The following is a 14,079-nucleotide window of genomic DNA, read 5'->3' as shown; positions in this document are numbered from 1 at the left end:
GATCGAACAGCATTACCAGTGATGCGGTGCGCGGAAAAAACGCTCCTATAGCAAAACTGCCACTTGATAACGCTGAAACCAGGGGCTGTACACGCAAACGACAGCACACTCCAGAGAGGACGCGAAGCCCTTCAAGTGCTCTTCTACGGCCAACCTTCTTTCGGGGGCAACATAGATTTTCAACATGACAGAACCGCGCCGCAACCCTGAGTGTATTGGCCTGGTACTCGCCGCCGGCACCGGGCAGCGCTTCGGCAGCGACAAACGCTGCGCCAAGCTGGCCGACGGCAACAGCCTGCTACGCGCAACAGTGCTGCGCACGCAAGAAGCCTTCAGCGATGTTCGAGTCGTGCTAAAAGCCGAGGACGATGCCCAGGCCCTGGCTATACCGCCTGGCGTTCAGCTGGTACGTGCGGCCCACGCCAAACAGGGCATGGGCTCAAGCCTGGCTGCCGGCATCCAGAGCCTGGCACACTCGCAGGCCACTGCGGTGGCGGTGCTGCTTGGAGATATGCCGTGGATTTCTGCCGCCACCCTGCGGCAACTGCGAGCGCAGGCCGACGCTGAACATATCGTCGTGGCTTACTGCGAGGGTCAGCGCGGCCACCCGGTGTTGTTCGGCCGGCGCTTCTGGCCGGAGCTGATGCAACTGCAAGGCGAGAATGGGGCCAGGGGCTTGATCGCCAGCCATGCGCAACAGGTGATTGCCGTGACGCTCGATGACCACGGCATTCTGCGGGACGTCGACAGGCCGGACGACCTCAGCCACCCACCGATTTCATAATCAGCGCGCTGCCGGTAAACGTAGCGTCCTGCTTGTCCGCCAGCGCACGGCCGAGCAACGCGGTGAGCTGCGGCTGTGCCTGCTCAGTCGGCAGATCCAACAGCGTGCCCATAAAGTGCCCGCGATTGGATGACAGACATCCGTATAAACTGCCGGTAGACGACAGGCGCAGACGGCTGCAGCTCCGGCAAAAGGGCGCGCTTTCGTTGGCAATGATGCCGAACGCCCCGCGCTCGCCAACGCTATAACGCAGCGCGGTGGAGTCTACCGGCGCCTCAGCCTGGGTGAAGGCATAACGCTCGCCGATAAGCTCCAGCAGCTCGCGCTGGCCGACGAACTGGGTACGAAAAGCCTCTGCATTCTGGGCCAGATGGCCCATGCGCATAAGTTCGATAAAACGCAATTCGTAGCCCTGCTGAAGGCAGAACGCCAACATGGGCAAAACTTGATCGAGGTTGCTACCACGCATCGGCACCATGTTGATCTTGATGCTCATGCCGGCTCGGCGCGCCTGCTCAATGCCGTTGAGCACCGTCTGCAGGTCGCCGCCCTTGGCGATCGTGCGGAAGGCACTCGGGTCGAGCGTATCGAGGGACACATTGAGCCGCTGGATGCCGGCGCTGCGCAATAACGGCAGTTTGCCGGCCAGCAACTGGCCATTGGTGGTCAGGCTAATGTCCTGCAACGCCAGCTTACCTACGCCCTGCAGAAAGGGCTCCAGCCGGTCACTCAGCAGCGGCTCGCCGCCGGTAATGCGCAGTTCCTCAACCCCGGCAACATCCCTGAGCAACTCGACGGCACGCAGCATCGACGCGGACGTCAGCTCATCGCGTGCGGCCACCAAGCGACGGCCATCGGCCACACAGTAGGTGCAGGCGTAATTGCATGCGGCAGTCAGACTCAGACGAAGTTTGCGAAAACGCCGACCATGTCGATCAACTATCACTCGACAACGCCCGTACGGGGATCAATGGCGGGTTCGATGTCCTCCGCCAGCGCTTCAAGCACATAAACCTGACGATCGCTTAGCAGCTCGCCCAAGGCATTGGCCATGGCCGTGTAATGTGGCATCTGCCGATGGCGCGCTATCGCCTCATGGCTGGCCCAGCGCTCGACGAAGACAAAACGCCCGGCCTGTTCAATACAGCGATTCAGGACGTAAGACAGGCAGCCGTCTTCGGCGCGCGATGGTTGCACACAGGCGCGCAGAATCTGCTCGACCTGCGACTCTTTGCCAGCCTTGGCTATCAGTATCGCTACAACGCGTATGGCTTGACTCATGCTGATGGGTTCCTCGGTTGATAAATTGTTAACGCTGCACGGCCACCAGCCGACAACCTTCTGCCGCAACATCCGTTTGATCCCGGCCAGCCATTAGCACAGGGTCGCTGTCATGGATGCTCGCAGATCTGAAGCGCAGGCTGCCGCCATTGCGGCCGTTGAGCACTGCCTGAATTTCCGCCAGCACCGCCATGGCCACGCTTTCCGGGGTGTCGCCACCCAGGTCCAGGCCGATCGGATAATGCAAACATTCCAGCCCCGGCAGCTCGTCCTGTGGTTTAGCCAATTGTTCGTGGATGCCGGCCAACAAGCGCTCGGTGCGCTCACGCGGCCCCAACTGACCGACATAGCAGGGTTCACTGTGCAACACACCCTTTAGCCAATGCGCGTCTTGCACCAGGCTGTGGGTCATCACCGCCACCGCAGCCCCGCGCACCAGCTCGTGGTAATCGAAAGGCTGCTCTACATCGCCGACCAGCACCTGGTCAGCCTCGGCAAAACGCTCGGCCCGGGCAAAGTGCGCCCGGCCGTCGATCACCGTCACATGCCAACCCAACAGCTTGGCCATGCGCACCAGCGGCTGGGCATCATGGCCCGCGCCGAAGATCACCAGACGCCGCACCGGCGGCAAGTACTCCAGAAGCACTTCCACTTCGCCGAGACCATTCGGGTAGAGACCACGGGATGACTTGCCGCGCAGCAAGGTCTGCTGCAGGTCGGCGCTGATTTGCTCAACCAGCACCGAGCGCAGCAACTCGCCCGCGGCCTCCTGCCCAGGCATCAAGCACAACCGCTCGCCTAAGCGTGGCGCAGCCGCGCCCGAGCTGGCGATTACCGTGGCGATGGCCGCAGGCTGCTGGCGGTCGCGCACGCTGAGCAAAGCATCGACCAAGGCGCAAGGGCCGGCCGGCAGGCGCTCGAACAGCACGTGAACCTTGCCGTTACAGCCCAGGCCGAAGCTCAGCGCTTCCTCGCTGGCGTCATCCGCCTCTGCGGTGCTGTAGCTGCGCAGCGCCGGCCCGGCTTCGGTCAGCCACCAAGCCTTTTTCGCCACTTCCGCCTCCAGGCAGCCGCCACTGATGGTGCCCTCGGGCCGGCCGAAGCGCGACACCAGCATGCGCGCACCGGGCCGCCGATACGCCGAACCTTCGACCTTGACTACAGTCGCAAGCACCGCTTCGCGGCCAGCCTCGCGCTCGGCCAGGAGCGCATCCAGCAATGTGTTCAGGCCCGACATGCAGAACCTCCGCTCAATGCAGGGACTCGGTCCGGCGCTTAGCCACAGCCGGCACCGAAACCTGCGCACCACTCTCGCCGAAACGCTGCAACATAAAGCTGCTCAACGCGGCCAACTCTTGATCGGTATAAATGTTGCCGAACGATGGCATACGCCGATTCACTGGGGCGTCGGCGGCGCCGTGGCCACTCAACAGAATGCCGAGCAAGTTGCTGGCGGCCGGATCGTTGACCGTCTTCAAGCCCAGCAGCATGGCCGTCTGGCTCTGGTTGCCCGTGCCGTCCCAGCGGTGGCAACTGGCGCAGGCTTCGGCGAACAGCTTGTTACCGAGTGCACTGCCGCTGCCCGGTTCTGCAAGCGTGACCTGCTGCGGGCGAGGCACGCCTTCACTGCGCGGTGGCGAGTCCTTGAGGAACACTGCAATCGCCTGACGGTCAGCGTCAGTCAGGTGGCGCAAGCTGTTTTCCACCACCTCCGCCATGGGCCCTGAAGACAAACCCAGGCCTGGCGCTGCGCCATCCTTCAAATAGCCAGCTAGCACGTCCGTGGGCCAGGCACCAATGCCGTGCACGGGGTCGGCACTGATGTTGTAGGCGTTCCAACCCTGGATCAGGTTACCGGCCAGCGAGCGCTCGCTGCTGACAGCCTGAAACAGGTTGCGCGGTGAATGGCATTCGCCGCAGTGACCCGGCCCTTCGACGAGGTATTTGCCGCGATTCCACTCAGCAGAGCGCTGGCTGTCCGCCTGAAATGGCTCATCGTTAAGGAACAGCAAATTCCAGAAAACCATGCCCCAGCGCTGATTGAACGGGAAGCCGATGTGGTTTTCGCGCGGTGCTTGCTCGACCGGTTCCAGGCTATCGAGATAACCCTTGATCGCGAGGATGTCATCGCGCGACATCTTGCTGTAGGAGGTATAGGGAAACGCCGGGTAGTAGTGCTTGCCGTCACGGCCAATGCCGGTCTGCAGCGCACTGACGAACTCGTCATCCGTCCATGCACCGATGCCGGTTTGCGTGTCCGGGGTAATGTTGGGCGAAAACAGCGAGCCGAACGGCAGCTTGAACTCAACACCACCGGCGAAGGGTTGACCGCCAGACACGGTATGGCAAGCCACACAGTTGGCAGCGCGCGTCAGGTATTCGCCCTTAGCCAGCAAGTCCTCTTGCGCATAGGCCGCTTGCGCCAGCAGAGCCGCGCTGGCGAGCGTCAGTAGGTTGCTTATTAATTTCATCAAGTGCTCCTTAAACCGGGTAGTAGCCGAAGCGGCTCAGCGGCAGGCGACGGATGCGCTGACCCGAGGCGGCGAACAGGGCGTTGACCAGGGCCGGACCGATCAACGCAGTACCGGCCTCGCCGACGCCACCCGGCGCCTCCAAGCTAGGCAGCAGGTGCACCTCCACCGCCGGCGCTTCGCTGATGCGCAGCTGCCGGTAGTTGTGGAAGTTGGTCTGCTGCACCTGGCCGTTTTCGATGAGGATTTCGTTGAATAGCGAGGCGGACAGTCCGAACAGCGTGCCGCCCTCGATCTGCGCCTTAACCGAGGTCGGGTTAGTCGCAAAGCCGCAATCCACCACACTGACCAGCCGCTTGATGCGTATGCCCAAGTCGCCCTGCATCTCCAGTTCAACCAGGGTCGCCACATAGCTGCCGAACACCGCACTGACCGCCACACCACGGCCTTGCCCTGCGGGCAACGGCTTATTCCAGTCAGTCTTTTCGGCCAGCAAACGCAGCACCGCCTGGGCACGCGGCTGCTCCGCCATCAGTTCCAGGCGGTAGGCAACCGGGTCGGCCTTGGCGTTGTGCGCCAGCTCATCAATAAAACACTCCAGGGCATAGGTGCCGCGCAGCGGGCCCACGCCGCGCCACCAGGACACGGGCACAACGCTCGGCTCCTGGCGGATATAACGAACCTGCAAATGCGCCAGGCTGTAGATGGGGTCTACCGCCACTTCCACGGCATCACTATCCACGCCATTGGGCGGCAAGCTGCCGACATAACGGGCGAGAATCGAGGCGCCGGCGATGCGGTGCTCCCAACCCAGCGGCCGTCCCTGCTCGTCGAGGGCGGCCTGCATACGGTCGGCATACAGCGGCCGGTAGAGGTCGTGGGTCATGTCTTCCTCACGGCTCCAGATCAGCTTGATCGGGTAATCGACCTGGCATGCGATGGCCACCGCTTGGGTGATGAAATCAAACTCCAGACGCCGGCCGAATGCGCCACCGATCAATTGGTTGTGCACCTGGATTTTTTCCACGGGCAACCCGGTGACTTGGGCGGCCGTCTGCTGGGCAAACACCGGTACTTGGGTGCCGACCCACAGCTCGCAGGCATCTTTGCGCACATGGGCCACACAACTCATGGGTTCAAGCGGCGAATGGGACAACAGCGCCTGCTCGTAAACCGCTTCGAACTGGCTGGCCGATTGCTGCTTGGCTTGCTCAATGTCGCCGCTGCGCTTGGCGACCACGCCATCACGGCTACTGGCGGCGAGCAGCTCCTGGTCCAACTGCGCTGAACCAATCGCGGCATGTGGGCCGAGGTCCCACTCGATCTTCAGCGCCCTGATGGCCTGCTGACAGGCCCAGAAGTTGCTCGCAGTGACGGCCACGGCATTGTCCAGGCGCACGATGTCGCGCACCCCAGGCACTCGTCGCGCCTGACTGTCATCAACGTTGAGCAGCCGCCCGCCATACACCGGACAGGTGATACTGGAGGCCACCAGCATGCCGGGGATTTGCAGGTCGATGGTAAAGTGCGCCTTGCCGTTGACCTTCGCAGGCGTATCCAGACGCTGCGCGGGGGTGCCCAGCAACTTGAACTGCTCGGGGGTTTTCAGCGGCACTGCGTCGGGCAATGGCAGCGTCGCAGCCGCCTCGACCAAGTCGCCATAGGCCGCCTGCAGGCCATTGGGGCCAAGCACCTGGCCGTTCTGCGCATGGCACAGGCTCGGCGCGACGCGCCATTGCAGAGCAGCCGCCTGGATCAACAGGATGCGCGCCGTAGCGCCCGCCCGACGCAGCGGCTCCCAGGTAACACGAGTAGAAGTCGAACCACCGGTGGCCTGAAACTGCATCAGGCTGTCGGTATACAGCGCCGAGTTCGGTGGCGCTTCCTGGATCACTACCTGATCCAGGGGCACTTCCAGCTCCTCGGCGACCATCATGGCAATACCGGTTTGCGCACCCTGGCCCATTTCAATTTTCGGCGAGATCACCGTGACCACGCCATCGGGGCCAACGCGGACAAAGGCACCGTAACCCTCCGCGGAGTGATCACCAAGCCGACCTGCCGCAGCCGCCTCGGCGGCTGCGCTTTTGGCCACCAGCGGCGGTAGCCAGGTACTCAACACCAAGCCACCGAGGGCGATACCGCTGCCCTGCAAGAGGCGGCGACGGGACATATCAACAGTCACTTCGTTAGGCTTTTTCATCTCACGCCTCCTCAACCTGGCCAACACTGTGAATGGCCGTGCGAATCCGGGTGTAGGTGGCGCAGCGGCACAGATTGCCCGCCATGGCGGCATCAATTGCCTGATCATCGGGCTTCGGCTGGCTCTGCAGCAGCGCCGTGGCGGCCATGATCTGCCCTGATTGGCAGTAACCGCATTGCACCACCTCATGCGCCAGCCAGGCCTGCTGCACGGCTTGGCCCACGACCGTCTCACCGATGGCCTCAATGGTGGTGATAGCGCGGCCCGCCACGGCGGAAATCGGCGTCACGCACGAACGAATCGGCTGGCCATCGAGGTGCACGGTGCACACGCCGCACTGGGCAATGCCGCAGCCATACTTGGTTCCGGTTAGGCCCAGCACATCGCGCAGGACCCATAGCAGAGGCATATCGGGGGCAACGTCAACCTGCTGCGACTGTCCGTTAATGATTAACATTTGCATGGTATTTCCTCTGCTTAAAGTGTTGATGCCGACAACCTTGGTTATCGCTTTGATCATGTGGGTGCGCGACGTGAGGCAGACTTAAACAGCGTCATGCCCTCACGAATCTATTCGCCTTAAACGGGCAACCAGCCACCCGGCCAATGGAAAGGAAATAAGCTGGGTGACAGGCACCAATACCAGCACTTCCACCAGCACCATTACCGGGAAACTCAGATCACGGGTCAGCGGGGCTAATACACTCAGCACCAACAAGAGTGTTGGGTAAAGCCCCAGACAACCAACCACTACACGCCAGAACATGGCGTTTATTTTATGCGAGCGCTTACTGGGTGTATGCATAACTCCCCCTGCAGGCATTGCCTGTAACTTAGCAATCTGGATTTTTTAAATAAAAAAGCCCTACCAGCAAGGAGCTTGAGCTGGCAGAGCAATAACCTGTGTTATCCCAACAAGCGGCAATCAGTCCTCACTGACGCGAACCACTAACTTGCCAAAATTTCGCCCCTCGAGCAGGCCGATAAAGGCCTTAGGCGCCTCCTCCAGACCACTCACTAATTCTTCACGGTATTTAATCCGGCCCTGCGCAAACCAGCTCGACATATCGTTAAAGAACTCGTTGTAGCGGTGGCCGTAATCATCAAAAATAATGAAACCCTGAACATGAATACGCTTGCGCAGAATGCTGCCCATCAAAGCAGGCAAACGATCTGGCCCGTTGGGTAAAGCGGTATCGTTGTAGTGCGCAATAATGCCGCAGACGGGCACTCGGGCCTTGGTATTGAGCAGCGGCAGCACCGCATCGAAGACCTTGCCGCCGACATTCTCGAAGTAGATGTCGATACCTGCCGGGCAGGCCTTGGCCAGTTGCTCGGCGAAGTCCGGCGCACGGTGATCTAGACAGGCATCAAAACCCAGCACCTCGACCGCATGCCGGCATTTTTCCGCGCCACCGGCGACACCGACCACATGGCAGCCCTTGATCTTGCCGATCTGCCCCACAGTCGCGCCAACCGGCCCGGTGGCCGCCGCCACCACCAGGGTTTCACCCGCCTGCGGCCGGCCAATATCGAGCAAGCCCATATAAGCGGTGAAGCCCGGCATGCCAAAGATGCCCAAGGCATAAGAAGGATGCGCCGGCGACTCACCCAACGCGGTCAGATCGCTTCCATCGGACAGCGTGTAGTCCTGCCAGCCAGCAAAGGACAGCACCCAGTCACCGACCTTGTAGGCCGGGTTTTTCGAAGCCTCCACACGGCATACAGTGCCACCCACAATCACTCCACCGATTTCCACCGGCGCAGCATAGGACGGTGCATCACTCATGCGACCACGCATGTAAGGGTCAAGTGAGAGGTAAACGGTACGCAACAGAACCTGCCCTTCTGCTGGCTCAGGAATGGGGCTTTGCTCAATGCGAAAATTCGCTTCGAGAGGCGCACCGTGGGGACGTGAGGCCAGAACGACGCGCCGATTGATTAGCTTTGATTGGGGCATGTGCAAACTCCTGGGGTTGCTGAAGTTGGGCTTGTCTCGATCACCCTGATTAGACCAGTCGACTAGTTGGTCAGTGAAAAAAATGCCCACCAACAGGTGGGCAACCGCGCCATCAGATGTTGTCAGAGGTCAGAATGGTCTGAGTTGTGGCCATGGCGTTTTCCAGCGGCCGACTATTACGGTGTAGCTTGCTCAGCAGACTCGCACCGAGCCACAACTGGTAAAGGGCCGTCGCAGTGTGGAAAGCATCGCCCATTGCCAGAGAACCGTCTCGCTGCCCCTGCTCAATACATTCAGAAATCCGCGCAATGATTTGATCTGCACCATCGCGCAGCGTGAGGCGCATGGGCTCCGAAAGATCAGCTACCTCTGCGCTCAGCTTCACCACCAGGCACTTCTGGTCGTCGCAGGGCTCGCAGTAGCTGTCTAGCCACTTCTGCCAATACCCCATCAGGCGCTCGCGAGCCGTGTTGCCCGTGACGGCAAAACGCTCATCCATGCTCGCCAAATAATTGCGAAAGTAATCCTCAAGCAACGACTGGCCGTACTGCTCTTTGGACTTAAAATAATGGTAAAACGAGCCTTTCGGCACGTTAGCGGCCTGCAAAATCTCGTTAAGGCCCACACCAGTGAAGCCCTTAACCACCATCATGCGGTGGCCGGTATCGAGTAGATGCTGACGCGTATCGTCGTAACGTAGTTTCATCGGATTAATGTATCAATAAATAGACCAGTCGTCTATAGTGAATTTCTGAGAGAATTGTTAGCCATTCTTGATGACACTCAGACAGTATACAGACCAACCCACACACAGCGAGCTCATGGCGGCGCAGTACGGCGAAGCACCTACCTGAAGCTAACGGGGAACCTTCAAACCGCCCTTCGCTCGTGCCCAGAAGGAAAGCCGCTGGATAGAGACCTCAGTGGATCCGGAGGGAACCTAAAGGGCATCGCCGCACTCAGCTTGCCATGCCAGTAGACTGGTCGCTTAGTGACAGATAAAATTTTGATCGCCGGTTGCTGCCCCCCCCCCTGCCGAGATCCCTCATACAAAGCACACCTCCCCTCCCACGATAACTTACAAGGCGTAATAACGATGATAAAACTCCACCATCTAAATGATTCTAGGTCGTTTCGTATTCTGTGGCTACTGGAAGAAATAGGCCAACCATATGAAATCATTCGGTATCAGCGTGATAAAGAAACCCATCTGGCCCCCGAAACCCTGAAGGACATTCACCCGCTAGGCAAATCTCCGGTTATTGAGCTCGACGGCAAGATAATTGCGGAGTCAGGGTCGATTACAGAAGTTTTGATTAAAGAATTCGCCCCCCATCTAGCACCAAACGAAAAAAGTCCAGAATATATTGACTACCTACAATGGATACACTTCTCAGAGAGCTCAGCGATGCTCCCGCTCCTACTTAAAATATTCAATGAGTTCGAAACACGATCCGGAACCGACCTAAAATTCCTCAAGAACTATGCAGAAATTGAATTCAACAAAGTTTTTTCATACCTAAACAATCACTTGAATAATAAAAAATTTTTAGTCGAAGACAGACTCACAGGAGCAGACTTCATGCTGGGTTTTGTAGTGAAAGGCGCACTTAATCTGCTCAAGTCTAGCGGTGCATTTCCACATATCGAAAGCTATATTACTAATATTGAAAATCAGATAAGTTACAAGCGAGCACTGGATATAGATGCCAATTAAACCTGGCTCCGCAAAAAAAGCCTCCAAGAAACCAACGCCGGTCTGAGAGCAGCATTGCTCAATTCATACCCCAAAAGGACTCAACCGAGTGACTCAACCGAAAACCCGGGTTCGACCCGGGTTTTTGCTTTTTTACAGACGCACTTTCTCTATATCAGCCAGCAAATAGCCCAACTTCTAGCTCACGGACCACCGATCATGGGATATATCTGACCCACGAGGAGAAACTTTCGAACTAACCCCTGGGCATCCCTTCAATAACACCGACGAGCATTTCAACGATATTCTGCGTTGCCACTCAGACCGTAGAATCGACACTGTTGCCCTGAGGCTAGCAGCAATATTTCAAGAACCGAATGGAGAAGGCTGAATAAAATTCTTGCGTCCCAGTTCAACACCTTCGAGGGGTGATATATCAAGCGGAAGCGGCACTAGGGCTATTTTGATGGCACCACGCATAGGTGTCGAGGCCCGTAGCTTTCATACCAGCTCAGCAAGCAGCACCGAACCATCACCGACGAGAACGACTAAGAGTCCCCTTGCGCAGACAGCGAGCCCCCGCAGGCTTCAAGCGCAGGTGCTGATTGTCCTTGACCAGGTACCTCATTGCCTCGTGGGTATTAGGCCGCTTCGACTGATCCTCCCTATGGATCTGGCCGATGCCTAGCTTGTCGCCGTACTGTTCCTTATCATGGTTGCAGCTGTGGGCATAGCCCTGACGACGAGTGATCTCCTCCCACAGCTTGCCAATCCTAGTTGCCTTACAGACATCCCGGCACACTATGTTGCCATTGAAGAAGTAGGCTGCATGGATGTGGTAACCCCTGCCGTCATTTCGATCCCCCTGCTCAACGGCGTAGATGTATCCGATAAGATGCTCGAAGATCGGATGGCGGTGGTGCTTGGTAATCAGGGCATCCAAGTGATTGAACACTTGTTCGATACGTAGCCTGGCTTGTCCCTCAGACCAGTAGTACAGGTTCAACCTGATGATCGCGGTACGCGAGTATCGGCTCATCATCGCATCCGTGTACTCGGTGATTTCCCTATCCTGCTGCTTGGCCAACTGCTGCCGGTCCCACTTCCTACGCCGATACCACTGCTCTCGTGTCAGTTCACGGATCCGTGCGGTCAGGACGTTCATGCTCTGGTGATGACTGAGCCAGTACGTCTCCGTCTCGCTCATGCAGACAGGACCATTGGGTGAACGCTGAAGACCGATGTCGTCACAGGCTTCCCGGAACGCTAACAGGTGCTCGCTATAGTCGTACGGCACTCGATCATCGAACAGGTTGTACATCTGCTGGACGTTGGTGAAGTACCGGGAGAGTCTGGTCTGCTCGACCTGCTCATAGCCTGACCGTTTGTGCGTGATCCGGAATGCGGGTGTATCGCTGCGCTCGATAGCCTGGACGAGTGACTCGATCTGCAGGGCTATGTCGGACTGGGATAGGTGGGTGTTGAGCTTGCGGTTGTTCATGGCTGAGTACCTGGTTGGTTTTTGGTGCATACCAGGTACGTGATGTGTTTCTTTTTACTGGTCTTCTTTCCCTCCGGTGTAGTCAGTGGTGATGGGTAGTGATGGATAGTAAGAGTTGGTAGTTAATAGCTATTAGCTATATCAATAGATGCAGCCCCGCCCATAACCGACCGTCCCGATCAGGCCGGGCAATGGGGAGCAACATTGCCGAGCCTGTCGAGAGATTTGCCGCATTGCGCTTTGGGAGAGTTAGCTGAGAGCCCAAAGCTGTTCGAGTCGGCATAAGCGCCATGACCAGCCGAAGCCGATCATGGCGCAGGTGGCGGTTCTAGCTGGCCATGCTCAGATGGCCGATGGGACGCGTGGACGCTCCCTCAGCTTGGTCACGCTCCTCGATCCGGGCCAGGATCCAGTCGTGCACCTCGCTATCGACCCAGCCGACGCAGCGGTCGCCCAGCGATACCGGCTTCGGAAACGTGTTATCCGAGATGTATTTGTAGATCGTCGACCTAGATAGGCCGGTAGCGATTATCACATCTTGCAAGCGGAGAATTCGCATGAATAGGGCTCCTCTGTTTGTCCCAGAGGATTTGCGAGGGCCGTATAAAAAAACTGCCTGTTACCCAGCAGCCCGTGCCGGCGTGAGCAACCCTGACTTTTCGCGCAGCTCCAGCGGAATATCCACCTCCCTCAACACGCTTTTCACCACAGGATCATCGCACCCCTTGGTGACCATCCAATGCTTGGCCAGACCTTCGTCCGAGGCTCTTTCAGTCAACAGAGCGATGCAACGGTGGCCAGTCGACACATGCGCCGGGACCAAGCTGTAGCTAACCCTGGCCAGATCAATGCTGGATACCTGCGAAAAACGTTGGACCACCTCTCTGGCCAGCTCAAGGACTTGGTGGTGGAGGAAGTCGAAAATCTCCTCGTGGTCCAGAATCGCTTTGTCTTTGGGATCAAGCATCGGCAGTCGAAAGAATGCCGCCACTTGCTCCTTCACCGTCGAGTCCACACCGCGCACCTTTCCCCATCCGGCGGAATCAGCCTGAACCCAGTGGCGCGACAGAAAGCCCAATACGCAGTCACAAATAAAAAGCTCAAGCTGATCAAACGCATGATCTGGCGCTCGCCTGAAGAGACGAACCACGCTGCGAGGTGCCAAGTATTCCCCTCGCCTTAGGAAGGAGTTGCGATCAAGTCTGACGCCAGCCAAAAACTTGTAGTCGATGTCTTGATCGGCGGCCTTCTTATGCACCACGACGGAAACAACGTCGTCAGCAGGTGAAAGCTGAAGGTGGTTCAGATTAAGCCAATAAACGCTCCTGAGCTTCTCAGCGAAAATCGGACTCGCCAACCCAGGTATGTGTCTACGAATGAATCCCAGCTCCGTAAGCCTGCGCAAGCGCTGCTTAAGAGAGGCCGCATCCATTCCCGTCAGCAAGCAGAGCTCCTTGCTACTCAGCCCCCTGGCAACCCCAAACGGATCTGCATGGCTTAGCAATATCATGAGCAGCAAACGATTCGCCAAGCTGAGCTTCCCCTGCCGCACTGGAGCAACTCGCTTCTCGTCTCGCGAGCGTGTGTTGAGCTCCTTCGCAGTCGGCGCATCGTCCTTCCAGCCAGACCAGATGGCCCTGATGCGCTCGCCACCCAAGACATGCTTGACCAAACCGGGGTGGTTCAGCGTCCTTTCCTCAACATCCCGCAGAGCCGACTGGATAGCTTTGCTCATCTCGTAGGTACACCTTGGCCGCCCCTTCCCTTCGGGCTGAGTAACGACTCGCAGTACCCCCACATCAACCAGTTGGGCAACCGCTTTTGAAACGGCTTGCACCGGAAGCCGCAGGTCTTCAGCCAATTGCTTCTGCGAACGAGGCTTAGGCGTCACCGCGCCATAGTGCTCCCAGAATGCAATGAGCAAAAATTTAGCATCTGGATCACCTGTCCTTAGCTTCGCATCAAGAATCCTAGCAAGCATATAACCTCCAATTTTTAACTCGTAAATATACCCTATATCTACGATACCTTAGTTACAGTAACGACTCATATAACAACACGTAACGTTTTACTCACATATCAGTGTCAAAGCTGATAACGGTTGCGTAACGAAACAGTAACGGTATAAATCTTTCCCGAAGGATTGGCTTTGGCTCATAGCCCAAATGGCCCGCCTGGAAGAT

14 protein-coding genes are annotated in these 14,079 nt (G+C 58.0%); 2 read left to right on the top strand and 12 right to left on the bottom strand.

Going from position 1 to position 14,079, the window contains the following annotated elements:
* The first annotated feature begins 184 nt into the window (after positions 1 to 184).
* A complete protein-coding gene (locus P7A97_RS19775) occupies positions 185 to 784 on the top strand; it encodes a nucleotidyltransferase family protein (RefSeq protein ID WP_024765057.1) in 600 nt (199 codons plus the stop codon).
* On the opposite strand, the gene P7A97_RS19770 is transcribed toward P7A97_RS19775, so the two are convergent.
* The 9 genes from P7A97_RS19770 to P7A97_RS19730 form a co-directional block, all read right to left on the bottom strand.
* Positions 762 to 1,730 (bottom strand): radical SAM protein, encoded by a 969-nt coding sequence (locus P7A97_RS19770; protein ID WP_010487148.1) that lies wholly within the window; start codon positions 1,728 to 1,730, stop codon positions 762 to 764. The genes P7A97_RS19775 and P7A97_RS19770 overlap by 23 nt on opposite strands.
* Positions 1,727 to 2,065 carry a putative quinol monooxygenase gene (locus P7A97_RS19765; RefSeq protein ID WP_190977283.1) on the bottom strand — a complete coding sequence of 113 codons (339 nt, stop codon included), beginning with the start codon at positions 2,063 to 2,065 and terminating at the stop codon, positions 1,727 to 1,729. Before P7A97_RS19765 ends, P7A97_RS19770 begins: the two co-directional genes overlap by 4 nt.
* A 28-nt stretch (positions 2,066 to 2,093) precedes the next feature.
* Entirely contained in the window at positions 2,094 to 3,302 is a 1,209-nt protein-coding gene (locus tag P7A97_RS19760) for an XdhC/CoxI family protein (RefSeq protein WP_196126159.1), read from the bottom strand.
* A gap of 13 nt (positions 3,303 to 3,315) precedes the next feature.
* Positions 3,316 to 4,536, bottom strand: coding sequence for a cytochrome c (locus tag P7A97_RS19755; protein WP_010487144.1), 1,221 nt, complete (start codon positions 4,534 to 4,536; stop codon positions 3,316 to 3,318).
* 10 nt (positions 4,537 to 4,546) lie between these two features.
* The gene (locus tag P7A97_RS19750; protein ID WP_277692168.1) at positions 4,547 to 6,739 is read right to left on the bottom strand and encodes a molybdopterin cofactor-binding domain-containing protein; all 2,193 of its coding nucleotides are present in this window, start codon (positions 6,737 to 6,739) and stop codon (positions 4,547 to 4,549) included.
* Between the two features lies 1 nt (position 6,740).
* Complete coding sequence (locus P7A97_RS19745; protein ID WP_004574298.1) at positions 6,741 to 7,202, bottom strand: (2Fe-2S)-binding protein; 462 nt, start codon at positions 7,200 to 7,202, stop codon at positions 6,741 to 6,743.
* 99 nt (positions 7,203 to 7,301) lie between these two features.
* Positions 7,302 to 7,544 carry a hypothetical protein gene (locus P7A97_RS19740; protein WP_004574300.1) on the bottom strand — a complete coding sequence of 81 codons (243 nt, stop codon included), beginning with the start codon at positions 7,542 to 7,544 and terminating at the stop codon, positions 7,302 to 7,304.
* Positions 7,545 to 7,664: 120 nt separating this feature from the next.
* Positions 7,665 to 8,699: an NADP-dependent oxidoreductase gene (locus P7A97_RS19735; protein WP_010953413.1), complete on the bottom strand. Its 1,035-nt coding sequence runs from the start codon at positions 8,697 to 8,699 to the stop codon at positions 7,665 to 7,667.
* A gap of 112 nt (positions 8,700 to 8,811) precedes the next feature.
* Positions 8,812 to 9,405 (bottom strand): TetR/AcrR family transcriptional regulator, encoded by a 594-nt coding sequence (locus P7A97_RS19730; protein WP_010953412.1) that lies wholly within the window; start codon positions 9,403 to 9,405, stop codon positions 8,812 to 8,814.
* A gap of 390 nt (positions 9,406 to 9,795) precedes the next feature.
* Between P7A97_RS19730 and P7A97_RS19725 the strand changes: the two genes are divergently transcribed.
* A complete protein-coding gene (locus P7A97_RS19725) occupies positions 9,796 to 10,416 on the top strand; it encodes a glutathione S-transferase (RefSeq protein ID WP_010487132.1) in 621 nt (206 codons plus the stop codon).
* A 511-nt stretch (positions 10,417 to 10,927) separates the two neighbouring features.
* Here the strand turns inward: P7A97_RS19725 and P7A97_RS19720 are convergent.
* From P7A97_RS19720 to P7A97_RS19710, 3 genes are all read right to left on the bottom strand, one after another.
* On the bottom strand, positions 10,928 to 11,896 hold the full coding sequence (locus tag P7A97_RS19720; protein WP_277692159.1) for an inovirus-type Gp2 protein: 969 nt from the start codon (positions 11,894 to 11,896) through the stop codon (positions 10,928 to 10,930).
* 328 nt (positions 11,897 to 12,224) lie between these two features.
* Positions 12,225 to 12,455, bottom strand: coding sequence for an AlpA family transcriptional regulator (locus P7A97_RS19715; RefSeq protein WP_103463265.1), 231 nt, complete (start codon positions 12,453 to 12,455; stop codon positions 12,225 to 12,227).
* A 60-nt stretch (positions 12,456 to 12,515) separates the two neighbouring features.
* A complete protein-coding gene (locus tag P7A97_RS19710; RefSeq protein WP_277692156.1) occupies positions 12,516 to 13,877 on the bottom strand; it encodes a hypothetical protein in 1,362 nt (453 codons plus the stop codon).
* Between the last annotated feature and the right edge of the window lie 202 nt (positions 13,878 to 14,079).

Origin of the sequence: Pseudomonas sp. GOM6 (assembly GCF_029537485.1) — a bacterium.
Lineage (GTDB): Bacteria > Pseudomonadota > Gammaproteobacteria > Pseudomonadales > Pseudomonadaceae > Aquipseudomonas.
Note: the sequence above shows the minus strand (reverse complement) of the source record. Positions and strands in the feature narration are given on the sequence as shown.

Bases quoted from the DNA above. Each gene is read 5' to 3' on its own strand.
- P7A97_RS19775 (WP_024765057.1), top strand. From the start codon at position 185: ATGACAGAACCGCGCCGCAACCCTGAGTGTATTGGCCTGGTACTCGCC.
- P7A97_RS19765 (WP_190977283.1), bottom strand. From the start codon at position 2,065: ATGAGTCAAGCCATACGCGTTGTAGCGATACTGATAGCCAAGGCTGGC.
- P7A97_RS19760 (WP_196126159.1), bottom strand. From the start codon at position 3,302: ATGTCGGGCCTGAACACATTGCTGGATGCGCTCCTGGCCGAGCGCGAG.
- P7A97_RS19755 (WP_010487144.1), bottom strand. From the start codon at position 4,536: ATGAAATTAATAAGCAACCTACTGACGCTCGCCAGCGCGGCTCTGCTG.
- P7A97_RS19750 (WP_277692168.1), bottom strand. From the start codon at position 6,739: ATGAAAAAGCCTAACGAAGTGACTGTTGATATGTCCCGTCGCCGCCTC.
- P7A97_RS19745 (WP_004574298.1), bottom strand. From the start codon at position 7,202: ATGCAAATGTTAATCATTAACGGACAGTCGCAGCAGGTTGACGTTGCC.
- P7A97_RS19740 (WP_004574300.1), bottom strand. From the start codon at position 7,544: ATGCATACACCCAGTAAGCGCTCGCATAAAATAAACGCCATGTTCTGG.
- P7A97_RS19735 (WP_010953413.1), bottom strand. From the start codon at position 8,699: ATGCCCCAATCAAAGCTAATCAATCGGCGCGTCGTTCTGGCCTCACGT.
- P7A97_RS19730 (WP_010953412.1), bottom strand. From the start codon at position 9,405: ATGAAACTACGTTACGACGATACGCGTCAGCATCTACTCGATACCGGC.
- P7A97_RS19725 (WP_010487132.1), top strand. From the start codon at position 9,796: ATGATAAAACTCCACCATCTAAATGATTCTAGGTCGTTTCGTATTCTG.
- P7A97_RS19720 (WP_277692159.1), bottom strand. From the start codon at position 11,896: ATGAACAACCGCAAGCTCAACACCCACCTATCCCAGTCCGACATAGCC.
- P7A97_RS19715 (WP_103463265.1), bottom strand. From the start codon at position 12,455: ATGCGAATTCTCCGCTTGCAAGATGTGATAATCGCTACCGGCCTATCT.
- P7A97_RS19710 (WP_277692156.1), bottom strand. From the start codon at position 13,877: ATGCTTGCTAGGATTCTTGATGCGAAGCTAAGGACAGGTGATCCAGAT.